This is a genomic window from Herbiconiux sp. 11R-BC (assembly GCF_049472555.1).
Classification (GTDB): domain Bacteria; phylum Actinomycetota; class Actinomycetes; order Actinomycetales; family Microbacteriaceae; genus Herbiconiux.
The window spans coordinates 720,384-741,332 of the sequence record NZ_JBCEBO010000002.1; the positions used below are offsets into that span (position 1 = coordinate 720,384).

A 20,949-nucleotide genomic window follows, 5' to 3' on the forward strand; every position below is an offset into this window, starting at 1 on the left:
TCGCGACCGGTCGAATCGCTCAGACGGCGGGGAGGGGGCGCGGGAAGCGCTCGAAGAGCTTGTCGAACACGGCGTGGCGGTCGAACTGCAGCGCGTAGGCCCGGGCCGCCTCCGCCGCTTCGCGACGGTCGGCAGGCGTGGTGTGCAGCACGGCGCGGTCGATCGCGGCGGCGATCGCATCCGGGTCGTTCACCGGCACCACGAGCGCGTGATCGCCGATCGCCTCTCCGATGCCACCCGTGAGGGTGGTGATCACCGGTCCGCCGCCCGCGAGCATCTTCTCGGCGAGGGCGATGCCGAAGGTCTCCACGAACTCCGGCCGTGGCTTCGAGGGCAGCACGAAGGCGGCGCATCCGGCCATCAGATACGGCTTCTCGGCATCCCCCACGTCTTCCAGGAACCGGATGCGGTGGGCCAGCGGCGAGGCCGCCCCCAGCTCCTTGAGCGCCTCGGCCTGCGGCCCCCGCCCCGCGATCACGAGCGGGATGTCGGTGGTGCGCCCGATCTCGCTGCGCTCGAAGCCGGCGATCAGGTCGTCGACGCCCTTCGCATCCGTCAGCCGGGAGAGGAAGAACAGGTAGCCGTCGTCGACGAGCCCCCGCGCGGAGAGCTCGGCGGCCTTCGCCGCCGGGTCGAGGTCGAGGTACTGCGCCGCGTCGATGGCCGGGTACGACACCACGATGCGCTCCCGGCACTGCTCCGCGAAGCGGGTGCCGTGCTGCTCGTCGACCCGCTCGGCCTCGGAGATGATGAGGTCGCGGGTGTACTCCGACACGGCCACGCAGTGGTCCTGCGAGAGGTACGACGAGAGGATGTGCGCGGCCGCGCCCAGGCGCCCCTCCTCCACGGCCTTGCGCACCACGTTGGTGACGTCGGAGCCCACGGCCTCGGCGATGGTGGTGACGTTGACGGGGAGGCCGGTGCCCCAGGCCGCGCGCACCGCATCCGCCACCGCGATGGTGTGCGGGCTGAGGTAGAGCGAGAGCGCCACCGTGGGCACGCCGTCGGTGAACAGCTCCACCAGGCGCCCGGTGATGCCGGCGAGGTAGCGGCCGTCGGGCACCTTGTAGTCGCCCACGGGCTCGGGGCGCTCCACGATGATGCCGGGGCTGTAGGGCAGCACCGACTCGAGGGGCTTGAGCGGGAGGCCGGCCGCCTGGAGGCGCTCGATCGGCCAGGTCACGATGCGCACCTCGTCGAAACCGCGGGTCAGGGCCGTCTCGGCGAGGTTGCGCCCCTCGACCGAGTGGCCGCAGATCACCGGATCGGCGCGCACCACGATCACCAGGCGGTTGCGGATCTCGTTCATGGGGTGTCTCCTGTCGTGCTGGGCTCGCCGCCCGTCGTGGGCAGAGTCCTCGTGGGGCTTCCGCTGTCGGTGATGATCGTGGGGTTCGCCGCGTGCGGCACCTCGTCGTCGTCGGGCTCGGAGTCGAGCTCGACGAGCGGGATGCTCTCGGTCACCGCCGCGGGCTCGGCGAGCGCGGGCACGGTGGTGGAGGCGTGCGCGGCCGGGCGGCTCGAGGGCGGCAGCGCGGACGCCTCCGTTCCCCAGCTGCTGGGCTCGGCCCCGAGGGTGACGACGAGCTCTCCCCCGCCGTGGAACTCGTGGCCGTGCAGCCAGGTGCGCTCGAGCGGTTCGCCGTTGAGGGTGACCGACTGCACGTACTGCACGGGCCCGCCGGGCACGGGCTCGACGAAGCCGCGGGTGCGCACGGTGAAGTCGCCCGCCTCCAGAGCCATCGTCGACTCGCGGAACGAGGGCGCGTTGACCAGCAGGATGTTCTGGCCGGCCACCGGGAACAGCCCGAGCGAGGCCCAGACGAACCACGAGCTGAGTCCGCCCGAGTCGTCGTTGCCGGGGAGTCCCCCGCGACCGGTGCCGAACTGCTGGTGCACCACGTTGTGCACGATCTCGGCCGTGCGGTCGGGCCGGCCGGCGTAGTGGTAGGCCCAGGGCGCATCCATGTCGGGCTCGTTGTTGAGGCCCTCGAAGCGGCCGAGCGTGTAGCCCGCGAGCAGCTCTTCGGCGCCGGGTTTGTTGCCGGGCTGGGTGACGGGCTCGGCGCCGTAGCCGAAGAACTCGTCGAGCTGGGCGAGGAAGCGCTCCGCACCGCCCGACACGGCGATGCGCCCCGCCATGTCGTGCTGCAGGCGGAAGGAGTAGTTGTACCGGCTGCCCTCGTAGTAGGTGGAGTCCTTGAGCAGCCCGGAGGCCGGGTCGTAGGCGTTGATCCAGCGCTCGGCGAGCGCCTCGAACTGCTGCGCGAGCGCCTTGTCCCCCACGTGCCGGGCCACCTTCGCGGTGCACCAGTAGCCGAAGGCGATGTCGAGGGTGTGGCTGATCGGATGCGCCTCGCCGCGCAGCAGGAACTCCTCGCCGTAGGTGCGGCGCAGGTCGTCGGACATGTGCACGAGCGCCCAGTCCCAGTCGATGCCGGGCAGCCCGAGTTCGCAGAGGTCGGCGAGGAAGGTGTGCGCGAGGGCGCTGCCCTGCCGCGAGAAGCGGTCGCCGCCACGGGCGAGGCGGTAGCCGATCGGGAAGTTGCCCTCCTCCTCGCAGATGGTGAGCAGGGCGTTGGCGAGCTCGACGGCCTTCTCGGGGTGGAGCGCCGTGAGCAGCGGGAGCTGGGTGCGGTAGATGTCCCACATCGTGGAGATGTCGTAGGCGAAAGGGCCGTCCGCCGGCCAGAACGGGCTCTCGTCGGCGGCGAAGTTCGGCTTGATCAGCGAGTGGTAGAGCGCGGTCGAGAAGACCGTCTTGCGGTCGTGGCTCGGGGTGTCGACGACGATGGCCTTGAGGTGTTTGCGCCAGGTCTTCTGGGTGCGGTCGCGGCGGGCCTCGAACCGCGCGGGGCCGGGTCCGCAGTCGTGGCGCAGGTTTCGCTCGGCCTGCTCGACGCCGCGGAACGAGAAGCCGATGCGCAGCTCGATGGTCTGACCGGGCTCGCTCGGGCCTGCCCACATGAGACCGAAGGGCCGGAGGGTGGTGGGCCGGATGTGGTCGAAATCGAGCCGCGTGCCGCCCGGCATCAGCCGACGGTCGTACCAGAGCATCTGCCGCCACTGCGGGGTGTCGCACTCAATGTGCACCGCGATGGGAGCGCCCTCCGCCACCACCACGCCGCTCGCGACACCCGGCTCGATGGTCTCGAGGTGGGCGCGCAGCGGGATGGTGCGGCCGTAGGGGATGGCGAGGCCGCCGAGCGAGAAGTCGATCACGATGCGCGCGTTGGAGTGCCGCGGGAAGGTGTAGCGGTGCACGGCGCTCTTCGGCCCCACCGTGATCTCGGCGGTGACGCCGGAGTCGAGGGTGGCCGAGTAGTAGCCGGGCGTCGCCTCCTCCTCGGTGATGTCCCAGCTGCGGCCGAGCACGTCGAGCGGCTCCACCATCGGCGTGACCCGGAAGTAGTTGTAGTACTTGCGGATGGCTCCGGTGCCCGACTGCTGGAAGTGCGTGAAGCCCGAGGCGAGGTTGGTGTCGTGGATGGTGGAGGGCACGCCCTCGAGGCTGAGGTCGTAGCGCCCGTAGCCGGTCGGGTAGGCGCCCGAGTAGGCGCACGCCGACACCATCCCGAGCGGGTAGGTCGCTCCCGGGTGGGTGTTGCCGATCTGGGGTTTGGGCCACCACCAGGTCGCCGCGAGGCCCGTGGGCTCCGGCAGTCGGGTGACATCGGTGCCGATGAAGGGATCCACGCGATCGATCATGCGAGACAGTCAATCATGCGTCACGTTTCCGGCAGATGACGTTTGCATCGTCGAACCGTAGGTTCCGGATGCGGACGGAAGGTGAACCGCGGGTGTCCGGTGGGCGAACGGCCCGGCGGGGCTCCGGATGCCGCGGCCGGCCGTCAGGGAGGAGGCGCGACGAGCAGGGCGGCGCGGTCGGCGAGGTAGGGCTCGAGCGGTGTCAGCCCGGCTCCGGGAAGCGTGCTCCACCGCACCAGCACGGTGTCGCCACGGAGGGCGAGCATCCCCTCGCCGGCGCGGAGCGCAGGGATGTCGAGAGCGATCTCGCTCGTGCCGAAGTTCACCGTGTCGCCGCGCTCGAACGTTCCCTGGAACGCTGCGCGCCGGTCGTCGCGCCGCAGTTCGGCTCGTTCGGACTGGTTGGTGACGCGACCCGGGTCGACCGCGCGGGTGACCGAGCCGGTGGTGTGCAGCCGGCCCTGCGCATCCAGCAGCAGCACGCCGAGCCTCCAGACGCGCCCGCGATTGGCGAGCACCGGGTCGCGCCGAAGGCCCAGGATGCGCCGCCGGGCCTCGAAGGCCCCGAGCGCCTCGGTGCGGGCGCCCGTCTCCTGCAGGGTCTGCACCGTGCGCTGCAGGAGCGCCTTCAGCTCCCCCGCGATGCGCGCGTCGTCGGCTCGGGCTGCCGCGGCTCCGGCGGGTTCGGCCTGCGCCGCATCGGCCCGGGCCGCGTCGACACCGTCCGGGTCACCGCCCGCGCTGCCGCCTGCGCTGCCGCCTTCGCGGCCCGACCCGTGCTGCTCCTCCACCCTTCCGACGCTACCCGCTCCGCCCCGTCGCGGCGACGCGAATCCAGCCGGCGCCGGCTAGCCGATGCGGACTGCCCACCCGGGCGGAGCCGGCCGCACCTCGCCCAGTGCGACGACCGTCACGACCCCGGCGGCGGCGAGCACCGACCCGAGCACGACACCGGCGATCGTCTGGGCGTCGAAGACGGGCGGTCGCGGCTCGATCCCGATCGCGAGCAGAGCCGCGGAGCCCACGGTCAGGCCGATCATGGCCACGGTGGAGGCGATCATCCCGGCGACCGCGATCAGCGCCTTGGGCCAGCGCGCCCACCACGTGAGCGCGAGCACCGCCGAGGTGACGCCTCCGACCACCGCCCCGGCGCCTCCGCCGATGGCGAGGCCGAAGACGGCGCCGATCTGCATCGAGCCGAGCGACGCCACGCCGTCGCCGGACAACGGGCCCGTGGCGAACGCGGCGTACACCGCGCCGCCCCAGGCACCGGCGACGACGCCCGCGGGGCCCACGAACGAAGCGAGGAGTCCGATCGAGGGCCGCCGCGATGCCACTGTCACACTCCTCCGCCACCGCTGCCCGTCGGTCGCGTGTCGGCGACAGTCTGCCAGTAACGCAGCCAGCTGATGCCGGCGACGCGGAAGTTCAGGATGTTGAGCGCCGAGCCGTAGTCGTGCAGCACTTTCGCGTGCACGTAGAGATGGAGGTAGCCGCTCGGATCGTTGTACCAGGAGAAGGTGATCATCGATCCCTCGCCGTCGAAGTGCCCCGGCTGCGCGACGAACTGCATCGCACCGCCGTTCGCCGTCTGCACCCGCACCGGCGCGGCCGTCAGGGTGAGGAGCGTGAACGGGCTCGCGTTGAGCGAGAGGATCTGCCCGTCGATCGGATAGTCCTTCGGCGCACCCGTGATCGGGAAGTAGCAGTTGAAGCAGGCGTGGAGCATGTGGTCCACCGCGCCGGCCGACGTCGTCGGGTAGGCGGCGTGATAGCCGGGAATCGTGACGTCGAAGTCGTAGCTGTAGAACCACGTCGGGTCCATCAGCACCGGGTAGGCGGTGCCCGCGGGCAGTTCCACGTGCTGGGTGAGGGTCGAGCCGCTCCAGCGGTAGGAGGTCTCGAGGGCCCGGCCGTCGGCATCCGTGGCCCAGGCCTGCTCGAGACTGCCCACGTAGTGGTGGGCGGCGTCGGAGACGATCGTGTCGCCACCCGGCAGCTCGGTCGTGTAGCTGCCGGCCGGCAGGTCGAAGGCGTAGGAGAAGTCGCTCCCGGCCTCGGGCCCGGCGAGCGCCGTCATCAGGCGCACCCCGTTCGCGATCGGCTGCACGTACGACGCCGAGGCCCCGGATGCGCCGCTCGTGAAGGCGGTGACGCCCTGCGTCTGCCGGGGCTGGCCCGCGGCTCCGCCGATGGTGATGCCCACGGGCCGACCGGCCCCTTCGGCATCGGCCGGGGACATCCGGATGGCCTCGGCCGGGTTCGCGGGCACGGCCAGCTGGAAGCCGGTCGAGCCGGCGGCCTGCTCCTCGGCCGGAGTGGCCGGGGCGCGGGTCTCGGCGAGCAGGCCCGGGGCGACGCGGGCGATCACCGTCGCCGCGTCACCGAGGTCGACCGAGGTGCCAGGCGCACCGGAACCCCAGCCCGGGCCGTCGAGCGTGCTCGCCGACGCGGGCAGGCCGGCCGAGCCGATCGCGGCGGCCACGGCCGTCGCGAGAGTGAGAGTGAGAAGCCGCAGCTGTGGTCGATGGGAGTGAGTCACCGAATGGGCCTTCCGTCGAGTACAACCGTTCCCCGGTCCTACCAGCGCACACAGCTTATACACATATGGCGTTCGATGCTCATGCTTTCCGAGCTTTTCTCATGGCGGGCCGGCCTCGGCGATGCCGGGTGACGGACACCGGGCTGGGCTAGGGTGTGCACCGGACAACACTGTCCGAATGGCACCCGACACCGCCCAGGAGATACCCGTGACCCTCGCTGCGATCGACCCCCGTACCGCTCTCGTGCTCATCGACCTGCAGGCCGGCACGCTCGGCGCCGAGCTCGCCCACCCTGTCGCGGAACTCCTGGAGCACGTCGCCGAGCTCGTCGCCGCCTTCCGCGCGAAGGAGCTCCCGATCGTGTTCGCGACCGTCGACGGCACCCCGCCCGGCCGCACCGAATACGCCGACGGCCCGCGCGACTTCCCGGCCGAGTGGTCGGCGTTCGCACCCGCCGCCGAGGCCCTACGCCGGCCGGCAGACCTCGCCGTGGTGCGGCGCTCGTGGAGCATCTTCACCGGCACGGGCCTCGACGAGCAGCTGAAGGCGCTCGGTGTCACCGAGGTGGTGATCGCCGGCGTGGCCACGAGCTTCGGCGTGGAGTCGACCGCGCGCGACGCCTACGGCCTCGGCTACACCGTGGTGGTGGCGACGGACGCGGTCTCCGACCGCAGCGCCGGGGCCCACACCACCACCCTGACCCGGGTCGTCCCGGCACTGGGCCAACTCGGCACCTCGGGCGAGATCGCTGCGCTGCTCGGCGCCTGACCGTCGCCGCCGGCACCTCGAGCCCGAGGAGGGCCGGTGGGGCGGGCAAGGCGCCGGTCCCGCCCGGGCAGCCGGCCGGGCCCGCGTACAGGCTCAGCGAGGCTGGAAGGCCGCGTGGAAGAGCGCCCAGGCCCGCCGGGCGACCTCACGGCGGTCGTCGATCGGGTTCCACCCCAGCACCCCAGCCAGCATGGCCACCGCCAGCATCACGTCGGTGGTGTCGATCTCGGCACGGATGCGGCCGGCGGCCTTCTCGCGCCCGAGGATCGTCTCCACGACGGCCTGCACCCGGGTGCCGAGGTGCTCCACGCGCTCGTCGCCGATGTCGGCCGTGATCAGGTCGATGAGCGCCTTCGACACGAGGGCCTGCTCGATCACGAGGTCGAGCAGGTCGTCGAGGGTGCCGTCGGGCGCGTCGGACACCCCCTCGAGCTCGTTGATGTTCTCGTCGAACACGGCCACGGCCAGCGACACCCGGTCGGGGAAATGCCGGTAGAGACTCCCCTGGCCGACTCCGGCCCGGCGCGCCACCGCGCTCAGCGGAGCCGAGTAGCCGGCATCGGCGAACACATCACGGGCCGCTGCGATGAGCGCGGCACGGTTGGCCGGCCCGGCACTCGGGCCCCGATTGGCTTTCGCTGTCTCCGGCATCCGTGTAGCCTACTAGCGGACAGTGTTGTCCGGTTGGAGAGGGACTCATGACCGACTCGAACGAAGAGATGAACGACACCGCCACCGCGACACGACCCACCAGCGCCGCCCAGGAATGGGACCGCGAGGTCGACCTGCTCGTCGCCGGCACGGGCGCCGCCGGGCTGAGTGCGGCCATCACCGCCGCCGACGCCGGCCTCGACGTGCTCGTGGTGGAGAGCACCGAGCGCTGGGGCGGCACCACCATGCTGAGCGGCGGCGGACTCTGGATGCCCGCCAATCCGCTGATGAAGCGCCACCGGATCCTCGATTCCCGCGCGGAGGCCCTGGAGTACATGCAGGAGGCCATCGGCGACGCCGGCCCGGCCAGCTCCACCGCCCGGCGCGAGGCCTTCGTCGACGCCGTGACCGAGGTCTACGGCCTGCTCGAGCGCTGGGGCGTGCGCTGGTCGATCGCGAAGTACTACCCCGACTACTATCCCGACCGCCCCGGCGGCAAGGTGGGCCGCAGCATCGAGCCGCAGCCCTTCGACGCCAAGAAGCTCGGCGACTGGGTGGCGCAGTCGCGCTTCGCGGAAGGCCTGCCGGTGCCCCTGCGCAACGACGACGTGTGGCTGCTCTCGCGGGCCTGGTCGTCGTCGAGCGGGTTCCTGCGCGGCGCCCAGTTCGCGTTCCGCACCCTCGGCGGCCTCGTCTCCGGCAAGCGCCTGTTCGGCATGGGCACCTCGCTCGCCATGAACCTGATGGCGATCGTGCGGCGCCAGGGCACGGAGGTGCTGCTCAGCAGCCCGGTGACCTCGGTGGTGCAGGAGAACGGGGCGGTCGTGGGCGCCGTCGTGACGGTGGCCGGCCGGCCCACGCGCATCCGTGCCCGCCGTGGCGTGGTGCTGGCCGCCGGCGGGTTCGCACAGAACCGCGAGTGGCGCGAGCGCTACCACGGCCTGCCCGGCTACAGCTCGGCCGCCGCAGGCGACCAGGGCTCGGGAATCGAGGTGGGACGCGCGGCCGGGGGCGCGCTCGCCATGATGGACGACGCCTGGTGGGGCTCGGCCGTGCCGATGCCCGACGGCAGCAACCAGTTCATGCTGCAGGAGCGCTCGATGCCCTTCGGCATCGTGGTCGACCAGTCGGGCTCGCGCTACCTCGACGAGTCGGAGAGCTACATCGACTTCGGGCACGAGATGATCGAGCGGAACAAGACCGTTCCGGCGATCCACTCCTGGCTGGTACTCGACCACCGCCACCGTCAGCGCTACCTCTTCGCCTCGCTGCTCATCGGCGGCAAGCGGATGCGCGCGGCCGGCACGGTCGTGACCGCCGCCACCCTCGACGAGCTGGCCCGGGCGATCGCGATCGAGCCCGCCGCGCTGCGCGCCACCGTGAACCGGTTCAACGGCTTCGCGCTCAAAGGCGTCGACGAGGACTTCGGGCGCGGCCGCACCGTCTACGACAACTACTACGGCGACCCGGCGGTCAAGCCCAACCCCAACCTCGGCACCATCGAGAAGGGCCCGTTCACCGCGGTGAAGATCGTGCCCGGCGACCTCGGCACGAAGGGCGGTCTGCTCACCGACGAGCACGCGCGGGTGCTCGACGAGACCGGCGCCGTCATCCCGGGCCTCTACGCGGCGGGCAACACCACCGCCTCGGTGATGGGGCACACCTACCCCGGGCCCGGATCCACCATCGCGCCCGCCGTGATCTTCGGGCACCTCGCCGCCCGGCACGCGGCCTCCCCCGCTCCGACTTCCTGACCGAACGACCGAACACCCCACACCCAACCCGAAGAAGAAAGCGAAACCCAGCCCATGGCATCCACCCCGCTCAGCGGTGACTCCTCCATCAAGACCTGGCTCGACGACCCGATCGGCGGCCCCATCATGCGCGACTTCCTCGCGGCGGGCGGCGGCTCCGCCGATCAGCTGAAGCCCGTGCACCGCCTCGCCCTCAAGCGCCTGGTGAAGCTGAGCAAGGGCCAGTTCACCCAGGAGATGATCGACGGCCTCGTGGCCCGCGCCGCCGCCGGCGAGGTGCCGGCCGGCGTCGTCACGGGCGACGGGGCGACGGATGCTCCGACCGAGACCGCCGAGCAGGGCCCGGCTCCCGTGGAGATCGCCGAGTGGGTCGAGCGCATCGACCAGGGCCGCTTCGCCGGAAAGACCGTGATCGTCACGGGTGCCGGCTCCGGCATCGGCCGCGCCACCGCCTCGCGCGTGGCCCGCGAGGGCGGTCGCGTGATCGCCGTCGACATGTCGCAGGCCGGGCTCGACGAGTTCGTGTCGGAGCACCCGGGCGCCGACATCGTGCCGGTGGTCGCGAACATCACCGACGACGAGGCCATCGCCTCGATCGTGGCCGCCGCGGGCGAGCGCATCGACGCCCTCGCGAACGTGGCCGGCATCATGGACGACATGACGCCGGTCGGCGAGATGAGCGACGCCGTGTGGAAGCGCGTCTTCGCCGTGAACGTCGACGGCACGATGAAGCTCATGCGCGCCGTCATCCCGACGATGCTCGCGCAGGGCGCCGGATCGATCGTGAACACGGCCTCGGAGGCCGCTCTCCGTGGCTCCGCCGCCGGAGCGGCCTACACCGCGTCGAAGCACGCCGTCGCCGGCCTCACCAAGTCGAGCGCCTTCATGTACGGCAACTCGGGCATCCGGGTGAACGCCGTGGCTCCCGGCCCCACCATCACGAACATCGAGGCCTCGTTCGCCTCACCCTTGGGCGCCGAGCGCGTGCAGATGGCGCTGTCGATCATCCCGGCCGCGGCCGAGGCGGATGCGCTGGCCGCGTCGATCACCTTCCTGCTGAGCGACGACGGCGTGAACGTTAACGGCGTCATCCTGCCCTCCGACGGCGGCTGGTCGGTGGCGTAACCGCTCCCGCGCCCAGCCGGACGCCGTGAAGGGCCCCGGGATCACCGATCCCGGGGCCCTTCGCGCGCCCGGAGCTCAGACCACGTGGTGCTTGCGCTCGAGGGCGGCACCCTCGACGTCGACGTTCGGCAGGATGCGGTCGAGCCACTTCGGCAGCCACCAGGCGCCCCGGCCGATGAGGTGCATGAGCGCCGGCATCAGCAGCATCCGCACCACGAAAGCGTCGAGGAGCACGCCGAACGCGAGTCCGAAGCCGATCGAGCGGATGATGGTGGCCTGCGAGAAGATGAACCCGCCGAACACCGACACCATGATGAGCCCGGCCGCGATGACGACCGTGCGCCCCGCCTTCAGGCCCTCCATCACCGCCGCCCGCGCGCTCGCCCCGTGGGCGTAGGCCTCCCGCATGCCGGAGGCCAGGAACAGCTGGTAGTCCATCGCGAGACCGAACAGGATGCCCACGAGGATCACCGGCAGGAAGCTCAGGATGGGCCCCGGGTTCGAGATGCCGATGACGCTGCCGAACCATCCCCACTGGAACACCGCGACGATGGCGCCATAGGTGGCGAAGAGCGACAGGATGAACCCTCCCGTGGCGATCACGGGCACGAGCAGCGAGCGGAACACCAGGATCATGATCAGCAGCGAGAGCCCGACCACCACCACGAGGTAGACCGGCAGCACGGCCGCGAGGCTCTCGGAGATGTCGATGTTGATGGCGGCCTGCCCGGCGACGCCGAGCGTGATGTCCCCGTCGATCGCGGGCAGCCCGCGCAGCTCGCGCACGAGCTGCTCGGTCGTGACGCTGTTCGGCCCCTCGGCCGGCACCACCTGGAAGGCCGTGAGCTGCTTGTCGTCGGAGACGGCGATCGGCGCCACCGCCGTCACGTTGTGCTGCGCGGCGACGATGCGCGCCACGTCGAGCTGCTTCGCGGTCACCTCCTCGGCCGTGAGGCCGGCGGGCAGGTGCGCCGTGACGAGGAGGGTGCTGTTGGCGCCCGCACCGAACTGGTTCTGCGTGATCTCGAAGGCGTTGTACGAGACCGAGCCCACGGGCTCCGAGGAGCCGTCGGGCAGGCCGACCCGCATCGAGAGCGAGGGGATGGCCACCACGAGCAGGGCGGCCACGCTCACCAGCACCGTCACCACGGCCCGCACCATCGACATCGGCTTGGCCGGGGCGGCGCGGTGCTGCTCATGGCCCACGTTCGCGCGACCGCGCTTGGTGAGCACGCGCATCCCGAGCAGCCCGAGCAGGGCCGGGGTGAGGCTGATGGCGATCAGCACGGCCACGGCCACGCACACGGCGCCCACGGTTCCCATCAGGCCGAGGAACGGCACGCCGGTCACGTTGAGCGCGAGCAGCGCGACGATGACGGTCGATCCGGCGAACACCACGGCGTTGCCCGAGGTGCCGTTGGCGAGCCCGATCGACTCGCGCACCTCCGCGCCCTGCAGCAGTTGCTTGCGGTGCCGGTTCACGATGAAGAGCGAGTAGTCGATGCCGACCGCGAGCCCCAGCATGACGCCGAGCACGGGGGTGACCGACGACATCTGCACGATGCCCGAGAAGGCGAGCGAGGCGGTGACCCCGATGCCCACTCCCACGATCGCGGTCACGAGCGGCAGGGCGGCGGCGAGGATCGAGCCGAGCACCACGAGCAGCACGACGGCCGCGATCACCACGCCCACCACCTCGCCGACGCCGAGGATCTCGGGCACACCCTGGGCGATGTCGGTCGAGAACGCCACATCGACGCCGGCGATCGGGGTGGCCTCGAAGTGGTCGACCACGGCCTGCTTCGACTCCTCGGGCAGCTCAAGGCGCGGCACGGTGAAGGCCACGTTCACGAGCGCCGCTGAGCCGTCTTCGGAGACCAGGCGGATGCCCTGGGCCAGCTGCATGAGTTCGGCGCCCTGGTCGAGCTGGGCCTTCTGCGCATCCAGCTTCGCCTGCTGGTCGGCCAGCGTCTGCTTCTGCGCGTCGAGCTGCGCCTGCTGCGCGTCGAGGGCGGCGATCGCCTCGGCGGGGGCGCCGGCCGCGACGGCCTGTGCCCGGGCCGCGTCGAGCTGGCCCTGCCCGGCGGTCAGCTGGGCGGAGCCGGCGTCGAGCTGCGCCTGGCCGTCGGCGATCTTCGTTCGGCCGTCGGCGATCTGCGCGGCCTGGTCGGCGCGCTGCTGCTCGGTGGTGAAGGGGTCGTTCACGGCCGAGACGTCGGGCAGGCCCGTGGCGTCGGCCACCTCCGCACTGATCTGGGCCTTCTGCGAGTCGCTGAGCGCCGAGCCGTCGATGGTCGAGAACACCACGGTTCCCGAGGCGCCGCTGAAGTCGGGCAGCTTCTGGGCGAGCTCGTCGAGCACGGCGCCCGAGGCGGTGCCCGGAATGTCGAAACTCGAGGTGAGGGCCTTGCCGCCGAGCAGGAACGCGCCCACGGCGAGCACCAACAGCACCACCCAGGTGATGATCACGGGAACGGCGCGGCGGGCGGCGAAGTGCCCGAGGCGGTAGAGGAGCTCTGCCATGACATGGCCTCTCGAGGGAGAACGGGAGTGGGGATCGTCGCGGAGCGCCGTTGGCCGCGCATTCATAATACGCAACGCACCGTCTCGCGGTTTGCCAGGGCCGGGCTCTAGCATGAACGGATGACCGAGAACCGGCGGGGCCCCGCGCGCAGCGAGCGCGCCCGCGTCGCCATCCTCGAGGCCACGGCCCGCATCTTCGCGGCCCGCGGCTACGACCACCTCACCATGGAGGGCATCGCCGCCGAGGCCAAGGTGAGCAAGCAGACCATCTATCGCTGGTGGCCCGACCGCGGCGCCCTCGTGGCCGACTGCCTGATCGAGAACATGCTGCTGCCGGGTGACTTCGTGCCGCCCGACACCGGCGATCTGCGGGCCGACCTCACCAGCTGGCTCGACGGCCTCTTCGACTTCACGGCGCAGCCCGGCGGCGAGTCGATCATGCGCTCGCTCATCGCCGCCGGAGCGGAGAACGCCGAGGTCGGCCGGCGCCTCAACGAGGCGATGGGGGTCACCACCGTGCTCGTCGGGCGCCTGCGCCGAGCGGTCGGCACCGGCGAGCTCCGCGCCGACGCGCCCTTCGAGGAGATCAGCGAGGCCCTCATGGGCGCCTTCATCGTGCGGGCCCTCACCCGGGCGCCCTCCAGCCCCGGGGTCACGGGCCGCCTCGTGACCGCCGTGCTCGGCCCGGCTGCCTGAGGCGCACCGACCGAGGCGATCAGTCGAAGGTCACGACCACCTTGTCGGCCGCGCCCGGAGTCGACGCCGTGGTGAGCGCATCCTGAACCCGTTCGAAGGGGAAGCGGTCGCTGATGATGAGCTGGTACTTCTCCCAGTTCGCCACGATGTCGTGGGTGACCTCGAAGATCTCGGTGGGATAGCCCATCGCCATGACGATGGTGAGCTCGGCGCTCAGGATGTCGCCCAGGTCGATCTCGACCGGCTTCTTGTGCACGGCGACGACACCGAGGGTGGCGCCGGACTTGGCGATCTCGAGCGCGGTCTTCACCACGGCGGGCGCGCCGGCGGCGTCGAGGAAGATGTCGGTGTCGGGCTTCTGCTTGCCGCGGCGCGACGGGCCGGCACCCTGCAGGGCGATCAGGCGTTCGAGCACGTCCTCCTCGGCCGAGTTGACGACCCCGTCGGCGCCCACCTGCAGGGCCTTCTCGAGGCGTGAGGGGATGACGTCGACCACGACGACGCTCTCGACCCCGAGTGACTTGTAGCCGATGGCCGCACCGAGGCCGATGGGACCCGCGCCGAACACCACGACCTTGCTGCCCGGGCCGGGCTTCGTGCGGTTCACGGCGTGGCGCGCCACCGCCATCGGCTCGTTGAGCGCGGCAACCTCGAACGGGATGTGGTCGGGCACGATCGCGAGGCTCGTGCCGAGCACCGCGTTCTCGATCAGCAGGTGGTCGGCGAGCGCGCCCGTGGCGCCCCCGTTGCCGATCACCCCGCTCGGGGCGGCCATCGGGTTGATCACCACGCGCGCGCCCACCGGGATGCCGTCGACCTCGGCGCCGACCCGCACGACCTCGCCGGCGGGCTCGTGCCCGAGCGGCGTGGCCCCTTGGCGGGGCGGGATGCCGCCGATCGAGACGTAGAACCCGTCCGAACCGCAGATGCCGCAGGCCTTCATCTTCACCAGCACGTCGTTCGGCCCGACCTCGGGCTCCGGAGCCTCCACGACCGCGGTCTCGCCGACACCGGTCACCATCGTCACGCGCATGAGCGCATCCTCTCTCTCGTCGCGTTAAAACTAGCCGATCGGCTAGTTTAGGACAAGACCGGCGTACACTTCACAGCATCGAAGGAGGCGAGATGGGCCGACCACCGGCCGCCCAGCAGGGCGAGAGCCGCAAGCGCCTGCTCGACGCCGCCCTGGCGCTGTTCGCCGCCCACGGGATGGGCGGCACCTCGCTGCAGATGATCGCCGACCACCTCGGCGTGACGAAGGCGGCGGTCTACCACCAGTTCAATTCGAAGGCCGAGATCGTGGTCGCGGCCGCGGCGCCCGCGCTCGGGCAGATCGAGCAGGCGGTGTCGGCCGCCGAGGCCGCACCGGACGCGCGCGACGGGTTCGAGGCCATGCTGGACGGCCTCGTCGAACTCGTGCTCGACCACCGCGCCTTCGCCGCCTCGCTGCAACGCGACGGTGAGATCGGCCGCCTGCTCGAAGAGCACGCCCGCTTCCTCTCGCTGAAGTCCCGGATGGACCGCCTGCTCATCGGCGAGAACCCGGCACCGGATGCGCGGGTCGCGCTCGCGACGGCCGGCGGCGGCCTCATGGTGGCCGGCATCGACCGCGCGCTCGCCGACATCGACCGCGAGACCCTCCGGCGCGTGCTGCGCGCCTCGGCGCGGGCGACGCTCGAGCCGTACGCACCGGCTGCGACCACCGGCGCGACCGGCCCCGGAGACGGCCGCCCGGCCGCCCTACCGCGTTCGCAGTAGGACCGGATCATCCCGCGGAGGGATTCGCGCGGTGTCCGATGCGACGAGGCTGGAGGCACACGACGGCACCCGAGCAGAAGGAACGACGATGACGGCCACGGCCACCACGACCAGCTCCACCCCCGGCGAGAGCGCGGGTGCCGCGCCGCTGCAGTGGAACTCGCCCGAGGCGAAGCTCTGGGTGGCGACGCGGGCCGGCGAGTTCGCGGGCTTCGTGGAGTTCGGCGAGGGGCACTACCGCGTCACCGACGGTCTCGGCGCCGAGATCGGCACCGCCGCGACCCTCCGGGACGCCAAGAGCGTGCTCACGCCCGGCAGCGCGCCGCACCCGGCAGCGGTGGCGGTGGCGGGTGCGGCGCATCCTGGACAGGCGCACAGCGACGACTCCCCCACCGGCCGCGCGACCGGCATGGAGTCGATGCGCCCGCCTCGGCGCGAGGCCCTTCTCGCCGCCGTCGCCACCGGCTTCGGCATCGCCGCGCTGAGCGGCGCGCTCCTCGCCCTGGGCGTGCTGCACCTCTGAGCTCGGGGCCACCAGCCCGCCCACCCCGCCCCCGACGGCGGTTCGCCCTGGGGCGCCCTGGCCCCGGCGCGCCCCGCGTGGCCCCTGTGACGGGATGCCCCGCGTGGCTATTGTGGAGTCATGGACGACGCGAAGCGCACGGTGGACGACCCCGACGACCGGGCCGATTCCGGCGCGGGCGAGGAGGTCGACTCCTTCGACCGCGACCTCGAGGCGAAGATCCACACCTACATCGCCGCCGCCACGCCCACCGACGGGCCCGCGCCCGGCGCCTGATCGCACGCCTGCCCCGCCGTCCCGCGGGTCAGGCCGCTCGCAGGAACGGCTCCTGGTGGTAGCCGGAGGCGTCGAGCACCGCCACGGTGGACTCCGGCACCTCGATGAAGGCGCCCGGCAGGTCGGTGAGCGGCTCCGAGACGATGACCCGGGCATTCGCCCCGAACACCCTCAGCCGGTCCAGGTCGGGGTAGGTGGCCCGCAGCGTGTCCATCTCCTCTGAGTAGAACAGCGTGCGTGAGCGGTGCTCGGTCGAGTAGCGGAACGCCCAGATCCTCGAGCCGTCGGTCACCGCGAAGGTCCCCTGCACGGGGTTGGGGATGCTGAGCGCCCGGCCGATGCGCTCGACCTCGCGGATCGCCTCCGCCATCGCCCCCACGGGGTCGGTGCGGAGCCCGAGGGTCAGCGCGAGGTAGAACATCGCCTCGGAATCAGTGGTGCCGTGCACGGCAGGGAACAACGCCGGGTCGATGCCGAGCATGATGTCGCGCTTCATCAGCCCGAACTCCCGCAGCGCGCCGTTGTGCATGAACAGCCAGTTCTCGTGCCGGAACGGGTGGCAGTTGGTCTGCTGGATGGGCGGCCCCGCGGCCGCGCGCACGTGGGCGAAGAAGAGCGGGCTGTGGATGGCATGGGCCAACTCGCGCAAGTTCTCGTCGTGCCACGCCGGTTCCACGCTGCGGAAGAACGCCGGTGCCGCCCCGGGGACTCCCCCGGCCGGATACCAGCCGATCCCGAAGCCGTCGCCATTCACCGTCTCCTTGCCCATCGGCGAGTGAAGCGACTGGGCCACGAGCGAGTGCTGCGTCTCGAGGATCAGGGTTCCGGGGGTCAGGGGTTCTCCCGCGTAAGCCAGCCAACGGCACATCCGGCCACCTCCTCGCAGGCATCCGGATGCCCGCATCGGCTTCACGCCGACCTTACGCCCGCCGGGGCCCCTCGGCCAGAGCCGGTGCGGGAGCAGCGCGGGCACGGAGTAGCCTCGGGATCATGGCGGTGCACCGGATCGTGATCGAGCTCGAGATCGACGTCGAGGACGAGGACGCGTTCAAGGACGCGCAGATCGTCGACATGGATCCGCGCTCGATGTCGCTCTCCGACGCCGACGACGCGTCGGTCACCCGCATGGTGACCGCGGCCGTGCTCTTCGACGTGCACTGGCGCCGGCGCGGCACGAACCCCACGCTCGCCTCGAGCGGCTGGCGGGTGCGCGGTGCCGACGGGCGATACCTCGAGCACGTGCTCCCCGCCGCGCCCGCCGGCCCGGACGAGGCCTCGCCGTCGGCCGGCCCCGGCGAGTAGGCGGAGTATCCCATGGCCGGGGACGACGCCTCGCTCACCATCGCCGGCGAGCGCTACGAGCTCGCCGTGGCCGACGACTTCGCGGGCCCGCGGGTCGACGAGGGGCTCTGGCTCGACCACTACCTGCCGCACTGGACGACGGCCGAACGCTCCGCGGCCCGCTACGACCTCGGCAGCGAGGGTCTGCAGTTGCGCATCGACGCCGACCAGCCCGCCTGGCGGGCCGAAGACGGCCGGATGCGCGTGTCGAACATCCAGAACGGCGCCTTCTCGGGCGACGCCGGCTCGGAACGCGGAACGCATAGGCACACCGCCGGCCTGCTCGTGCGCACCCCTGTTCCCATTCGGCGGCCGTGGACGCCGCTCGCCGGGTACGTGGAGGCCACCCTCCGCGCACCGGCCGACCCGGGCTGCATGCTCGCGATCTGGCTCGTGGGCTTCGAGGAGTCGGGCCCGGCCGACTCCGGCGAGATCACGATCGCCGAGCTCTTCGGTGAGCGCATCGCCCCGGAGCGCTCGACGGTGCGCTGCGGGGTGAAGGCGGTCAACGACCTGCGGCTGGTCACCGACGTGGCCGACATCGAGCTGCCGATCGACGCCACCGCCGCTCACCGCTACGGCGCCGCCTGGAACGCCGAGCGTGTGCACCTGCTCGTCGACGGCGAGGTGGTGCGCACTCTCGACCAGGGTGTCGGCTACCCCCTGCAGCTCATGATCGACCTCTTCGAGTTCCCTGCGACCGAGGAGCGCCCACCCGCCGCCTACCCGAAGACCGCGCTCATCCAGAGCGTGCGCGCCTACCGCCGCTCCGACCCCCAGCAGGATTCCCCTCTCTGAAGCCCCCTCCCGTGCCCGGGTTACTGCTTCTGCTCGCGCCAGGCGCGTTCGAAGGGCAGGCGCCAGGCGTGCGGCGCGATCATCTGGTGGATGGCGTTCGGGCCCCAGGTTCCGGGTGCGTAGATCTTCACGGGTGGCGGGTCGTCGAGCAGCGGCTGCGAGATCTCCCAGAGGCGCTCGATGCCCTCCGCGGTGGTGAACAGCGTGTGGTCTCCGCGCATGGCATCCAGGATGAGGCGCTCGTAGGCCTCGAGCACGTCGCCGGCCCGCTCGTGGTCGTGCAGGGCGAACTGCATCGAGAGCTTGTCGAGCTTCATGCCGGGCCCGGGGCGCTTGCCGTAGAACGACAGCGACACCTTCGAGCGGTCGGCGAGATCGAAGGTCAGGTGGTCGGGCCCGGACCGCCCCACGCCCGAACCCGCCGGGAACATCGACTTCGGCGGCTCGTTGAAGGCGATCGAGATGATGCGCTGCCCCTCCGCGAGCTTCTTGCCGGTGCGCAGGTAGAACGGCACTCCGGCCCAGCGCCAGTTGTCGATCTCGGCCTTCAGCGCCACGAAGGTCTCGGTGTCCGACTCGGGCGAGACGCCGGGCTCGTCGCGGTAGCCGCCGTACTGGCCTCGGATGACGTTGGCCGGGTCGAGCATCCGCATCGAGCGGAACACCTTGTTCTTCTCCTCCGAGATGGCCCGCGGCTCGAGCGCCGTCGGCGGCTCCATGGCCATGAAGGCGAGGATCTGGAACAGGTGCGTCACCACCATGTCCTTGAACGCCCCCGTCGACTCGTAGAAGCCGGCCCGGCGGTCCAGCCCCAGCGTCTCGGGCACGTCGATCTGCACGTGGTCGATGAAGTTGCGGTTCCAGATCGGCTCGAACAGGCCGTTCGCGAAGCGGAACGCGAGGATGTTCTGGGCCGGCTCCTTGCCGAGGAAGTGGTCGATGCGGAAGATCTGGCGCTCGCTGAAGGTCTCGTGCAGCTTCGCGTTCACCTCGATGGCGGTCGTCAGGTCGGTGCCGAACGGCTTCTCCATGATGATGCGGCTGCGCTCCACGAGCTTCGCGTCGCCGAGCGTCTTCACCGCGGCGAGCGCCGCCCGGGGCGGCACGCTCAGGTAGTGCAGCAGCCGCGCCTGCTCGCCCAGCTCCTTCTGCGCGGCCCGCACCGCCTTCGCGAGCGCCGCGGGCCCCTCCTCGGACTTCACATAGGTGATGCACGAGGCGAACTCGGTGAGCTGCTCCGGTGTCAGCGGCCGGCTGCTGAACTCCGCACAGGCGGCGACGGCATGATCGCGGAACGACTCCACGGTGTAGTCCTCGAGACTCGTGCCGACGACCCGGATGCTCGGGGCCAGCGAGGAGAGGATGAGATGGGCGAGACCGGGCAGAAGCTTGCGCTTGGCCAGGTCGCCGGCGGCCCCGAACAGCACGATCACGTGCGGGGCGATGGTGGCGCTGAGGTCGAACTCGTCGACGTCGTCGATGGCGGGGCTCACGTGCCGATCCTGGCAGCGGCGGCGCACGCCGTGGGCATCGGCGGCCACTCTTCACGAGCCCGTAACACCCCCGAAAAGCGCCCCCGCAGCACCGCCCGGCTCCGCTGGTGTTCCCCCCCATGTCGCGGAACCCCTTCGTCGTGCTCGGTGCGGTGTTCCTCGGTGTGCTCGTGCTGGCCGGCGGCCTCTTCCTCCTGGTCGGGCAGGACTCGACGCCGTCACCCTCGGGCGGATCCGCGGCAGCGCAGGGGCCGGCGCCGTCGGGCCCTGCGCGCACCAGCGACGAGGCCGTGTCGTTCGCGATCTCCGACGGCGCCTTGGTGCCCGATCCCAGCGGGCCGCAACAGGATGCGGCCACGCAGGCCGCCGCCGACGCGTACTGGGCGCGGTTCTCCCTGATCGCCGGTGACGCGGCCGCGAGCGTCACCGCCTTCTCGCTCTACGACGACCCCGACGACACCTCCGAGGCCTCCGTCGCCCGCGACGACGGCACGGCGTCCGCCTGGGACCTCCAGGTGAACGCGGCCTGGGCCGCCGACTCCGGCGAGCTCGATCACACCCTCGTGCACGAGTTCGGCCACCTGCTCTCCCTCTCCCCCGCCGACGTCGCGGAGGTGACGGGCGCCTGCCCGACGCTGCAGCTCAGCGAGGGATGCGCGCGGCCCGGCTCGGCGATCGCCGCGTTCCAGGAGCGGTTCTGGTCGGGACTCGACGTCGGCACCCCGGGCGGTACGCCCTCCGACTCGGAGGTCACCGCGTTCTACCAGGCCAACGGCGGTTCCGACTCCTTCGTGAGCGAATACGCCGCCACCAACCTCACCGAGGACGTCGCCGAGAGCTGGGCCGCGTATGTGCTGTCGGCGACCCCGGGCTTCAGCTACCGCGACGCCTCCGGCTCGGCGGTGTGGTCGCAGAAGGTCCGTTTCTTCGACGGGTTCCCGGCGCTGGTGTCCGAACGCGAGCGCATCCGCGGTGCCCTCGGTCTCTGATGC

Annotated in this window: 20 protein-coding genes; 10 read left to right on the plus strand and 10 right to left on the minus strand. The window is 71.6% G+C overall.

Annotated features, from left to right (window positions below):
• Positions 1–19: 19 nt before the first annotated feature.
• From VD659_RS08370 to VD659_RS08390, 5 genes are all read right to left on the minus strand, one after another.
• The gene (locus tag VD659_RS08370) at positions 20–1,309 is read right to left on the minus strand and encodes a glycosyltransferase (protein WP_423260655.1); all 1,290 of its coding nucleotides are present in this window, start codon (positions 1,307–1,309) and stop codon (positions 20–22) included.
• A complete protein-coding gene (locus VD659_RS08375; RefSeq protein ID WP_423260656.1) occupies positions 1,306–3,708 on the minus strand; it encodes a glycoside hydrolase domain-containing protein in 2,403 nt (800 codons plus the stop codon). The genes VD659_RS08370 and VD659_RS08375 overlap by 4 nt, the downstream gene beginning before the upstream one ends.
• Before the next feature lie 143 nt (positions 3,709–3,851).
• Positions 3,852–4,499 (minus strand): hypothetical protein, encoded by a 648-nt coding sequence (locus VD659_RS08380; RefSeq protein ID WP_423260657.1) that lies wholly within the window; start codon positions 4,497–4,499, stop codon positions 3,852–3,854.
• A 57-nt stretch (positions 4,500–4,556) separates the two neighbouring features.
• Positions 4,557–5,045, minus strand: coding sequence for a hypothetical protein (locus VD659_RS08385; protein ID WP_423260659.1), 489 nt, complete (start codon positions 5,043–5,045; stop codon positions 4,557–4,559).
• A 2-nt stretch (positions 5,046–5,047) separates the two neighbouring features.
• Entirely contained in the window at positions 5,048–6,250 is a 1,203-nt protein-coding gene (locus VD659_RS08390) for a hypothetical protein (RefSeq protein ID WP_423260660.1), read from the minus strand.
• A gap of 178 nt (positions 6,251–6,428) precedes the next feature.
• On the opposite strand from VD659_RS08390, the gene VD659_RS08395 reads away from it, so the two are divergent.
• Positions 6,429–7,019: a cysteine hydrolase family protein gene (locus VD659_RS08395; protein WP_423260661.1), complete on the plus strand. Its 591-nt coding sequence runs from the start codon at positions 6,429–6,431 to the stop codon at positions 7,017–7,019.
• A 93-nt stretch (positions 7,020–7,112) separates the two neighbouring features.
• On the opposite strand, the gene VD659_RS08400 is transcribed toward VD659_RS08395, so the two are convergent.
• Positions 7,113–7,670: a TetR family transcriptional regulator gene (locus tag VD659_RS08400; RefSeq protein WP_423260662.1), complete on the minus strand. Its 558-nt coding sequence runs from the start codon at positions 7,668–7,670 to the stop codon at positions 7,113–7,115.
• Between the two features lie 47 nt (positions 7,671–7,717).
• Between VD659_RS08400 and VD659_RS08405 the strand changes: the two genes are divergently transcribed.
• Both VD659_RS08405 and VD659_RS08410 read left to right on the plus strand, forming a co-directional pair.
• Positions 7,718–9,424: an FAD-dependent oxidoreductase gene (locus VD659_RS08405; RefSeq protein WP_423260663.1), complete on the plus strand. Its 1,707-nt coding sequence runs from the start codon at positions 7,718–7,720 to the stop codon at positions 9,422–9,424.
• A gap of 54 nt (positions 9,425–9,478) precedes the next feature.
• A complete protein-coding gene (locus VD659_RS08410; RefSeq protein WP_423260664.1) occupies positions 9,479–10,549 on the plus strand; it encodes an SDR family NAD(P)-dependent oxidoreductase in 1,071 nt (356 codons plus the stop codon).
• 75 nt (positions 10,550–10,624) lie between these two features.
• Here the strand turns inward: VD659_RS08410 and VD659_RS08415 are convergent, their stop codons facing one another.
• Complete coding sequence (locus VD659_RS08415; RefSeq protein ID WP_423260665.1) at positions 10,625–13,072, minus strand: MMPL family transporter; 2,448 nt, start codon at positions 13,070–13,072, stop codon at positions 10,625–10,627.
• Positions 13,073–13,192: 120 nt separating this feature from the next.
• Between VD659_RS08415 and VD659_RS08420 the strand changes: the two genes are divergently transcribed.
• On the plus strand, positions 13,193–13,768 hold the full coding sequence (locus VD659_RS08420) for a TetR/AcrR family transcriptional regulator (RefSeq protein ID WP_423260666.1): 576 nt from the start codon (positions 13,193–13,195) through the stop codon (positions 13,766–13,768).
• A 19-nt stretch (positions 13,769–13,787) separates the two neighbouring features.
• Here the strand turns inward: VD659_RS08420 and VD659_RS08425 are convergent, their stop codons facing one another.
• Complete coding sequence (locus tag VD659_RS08425; RefSeq protein WP_423260667.1) at positions 13,788–14,801, minus strand: zinc-dependent alcohol dehydrogenase; 1,014 nt, start codon at positions 14,799–14,801, stop codon at positions 13,788–13,790.
• Positions 14,802–14,893: 92 nt separating this feature from the next.
• On the opposite strand from VD659_RS08425, the gene VD659_RS08430 reads away from it, so the two are divergent.
• From VD659_RS08430 to VD659_RS08440, 3 genes are all read left to right on the plus strand, one after another.
• Positions 14,894–15,526 carry a TetR/AcrR family transcriptional regulator gene (locus VD659_RS08430; protein WP_423260668.1) on the plus strand — a complete coding sequence of 211 codons (633 nt, stop codon included), beginning with the start codon at positions 14,894–14,896 and terminating at the stop codon, positions 15,524–15,526.
• A gap of 88 nt (positions 15,527–15,614) precedes the next feature.
• A complete protein-coding gene (locus VD659_RS08435) occupies positions 15,615–16,049 on the plus strand; it encodes a hypothetical protein (protein ID WP_423260669.1) in 435 nt (144 codons plus the stop codon).
• Positions 16,050–16,169: 120 nt separating this feature from the next.
• Entirely contained in the window at positions 16,170–16,325 is a 156-nt protein-coding gene (locus tag VD659_RS08440; RefSeq protein ID WP_171010778.1) for a hypothetical protein, read from the plus strand.
• 28 nt (positions 16,326–16,353) lie between these two features.
• Here VD659_RS08440 and VD659_RS08445 read toward each other — a convergent pair whose 3' ends face one another.
• Positions 16,354–17,193: a class II glutamine amidotransferase gene (locus VD659_RS08445; RefSeq protein ID WP_423260670.1), complete on the minus strand. Its 840-nt coding sequence runs from the start codon at positions 17,191–17,193 to the stop codon at positions 16,354–16,356.
• A 122-nt stretch (positions 17,194–17,315) separates the two neighbouring features.
• Here VD659_RS08445 and VD659_RS08450 point away from each other — a divergent pair, with 122 nt between their 5' ends.
• Positions 17,316–17,627 carry a hypothetical protein gene (locus VD659_RS08450; protein WP_423260671.1) on the plus strand — a complete coding sequence of 104 codons (312 nt, stop codon included), beginning with the start codon at positions 17,316–17,318 and terminating at the stop codon, positions 17,625–17,627.
• Positions 17,628–17,639: 12 nt separating this feature from the next.
• A complete protein-coding gene (locus tag VD659_RS08455) occupies positions 17,640–18,464 on the plus strand; it encodes a glycoside hydrolase family 16 protein (RefSeq protein ID WP_423260672.1) in 825 nt (274 codons plus the stop codon).
• A 20-nt stretch (positions 18,465–18,484) separates the two neighbouring features.
• Here VD659_RS08455 and zwf read toward each other — a convergent pair whose 3' ends face one another.
• Positions 18,485–19,957 (minus strand): glucose-6-phosphate dehydrogenase, encoded by a 1,473-nt coding sequence (zwf, locus tag VD659_RS08460; RefSeq protein ID WP_423260673.1) that lies wholly within the window; start codon positions 19,955–19,957, stop codon positions 18,485–18,487.
• Positions 19,958–20,064: 107 nt separating this feature from the next.
• Between zwf and VD659_RS08465 the strand changes: the two genes are divergently transcribed.
• Complete coding sequence (locus tag VD659_RS08465; RefSeq protein WP_423260674.1) at positions 20,065–20,946, plus strand: hypothetical protein; 882 nt, start codon at positions 20,065–20,067, stop codon at positions 20,944–20,946.
• The last annotated feature ends 3 nt before the right edge of the window (positions 20,947–20,949 follow it).

Bases quoted from the DNA above. Each gene is read 5' to 3' on its own strand.
- VD659_RS08370 (WP_423260655.1), bottom strand. From the start codon at position 1,309: ATGAACGAGATCCGCAACCGCCTGGTGATCGTGGTGCGCGCCGATCCG.
- VD659_RS08375 (WP_423260656.1), bottom strand. From the start codon at position 3,708: ATGATCGATCGCGTGGATCCCTTCATCGGCACCGATGTCACCCGACTG.
- VD659_RS08395 (WP_423260661.1), top strand. From the start codon at position 6,429: ATGGCACCCGACACCGCCCAGGAGATACCCGTGACCCTCGCTGCGATC.
- VD659_RS08400 (WP_423260662.1), bottom strand. From the start codon at position 7,670: ATGCCGGAGACAGCGAAAGCCAATCGGGGCCCGAGTGCCGGGCCGGCC.
- VD659_RS08405 (WP_423260663.1), top strand. From the start codon at position 7,718: ATGACCGACTCGAACGAAGAGATGAACGACACCGCCACCGCGACACGA.
- VD659_RS08410 (WP_423260664.1), top strand. From the start codon at position 9,479: ATGGCATCCACCCCGCTCAGCGGTGACTCCTCCATCAAGACCTGGCTC.
- VD659_RS08415 (WP_423260665.1), bottom strand. From the start codon at position 13,072: ATGGCAGAGCTCCTCTACCGCCTCGGGCACTTCGCCGCCCGCCGCGCC.
- VD659_RS08420 (WP_423260666.1), top strand. From the start codon at position 13,193: ATGACCGAGAACCGGCGGGGCCCCGCGCGCAGCGAGCGCGCCCGCGTC.
- VD659_RS08425 (WP_423260667.1), bottom strand. From the start codon at position 14,801: ATGCGCGTGACGATGGTGACCGGTGTCGGCGAGACCGCGGTCGTGGAG.
- VD659_RS08430 (WP_423260668.1), top strand. From the start codon at position 14,894: ATGGGCCGACCACCGGCCGCCCAGCAGGGCGAGAGCCGCAAGCGCCTG.
- VD659_RS08435 (WP_423260669.1), top strand. From the start codon at position 15,615: ATGACGGCCACGGCCACCACGACCAGCTCCACCCCCGGCGAGAGCGCG.
- VD659_RS08440 (WP_171010778.1), top strand. From the start codon at position 16,170: ATGGACGACGCGAAGCGCACGGTGGACGACCCCGACGACCGGGCCGAT.
- VD659_RS08445 (WP_423260670.1), bottom strand. From the start codon at position 17,193: ATGTGCCGTTGGCTGGCTTACGCGGGAGAACCCCTGACCCCCGGAACC.
- VD659_RS08450 (WP_423260671.1), top strand. From the start codon at position 17,316: ATGGCGGTGCACCGGATCGTGATCGAGCTCGAGATCGACGTCGAGGAC.
- VD659_RS08455 (WP_423260672.1), top strand. From the start codon at position 17,640: ATGGCCGGGGACGACGCCTCGCTCACCATCGCCGGCGAGCGCTACGAG.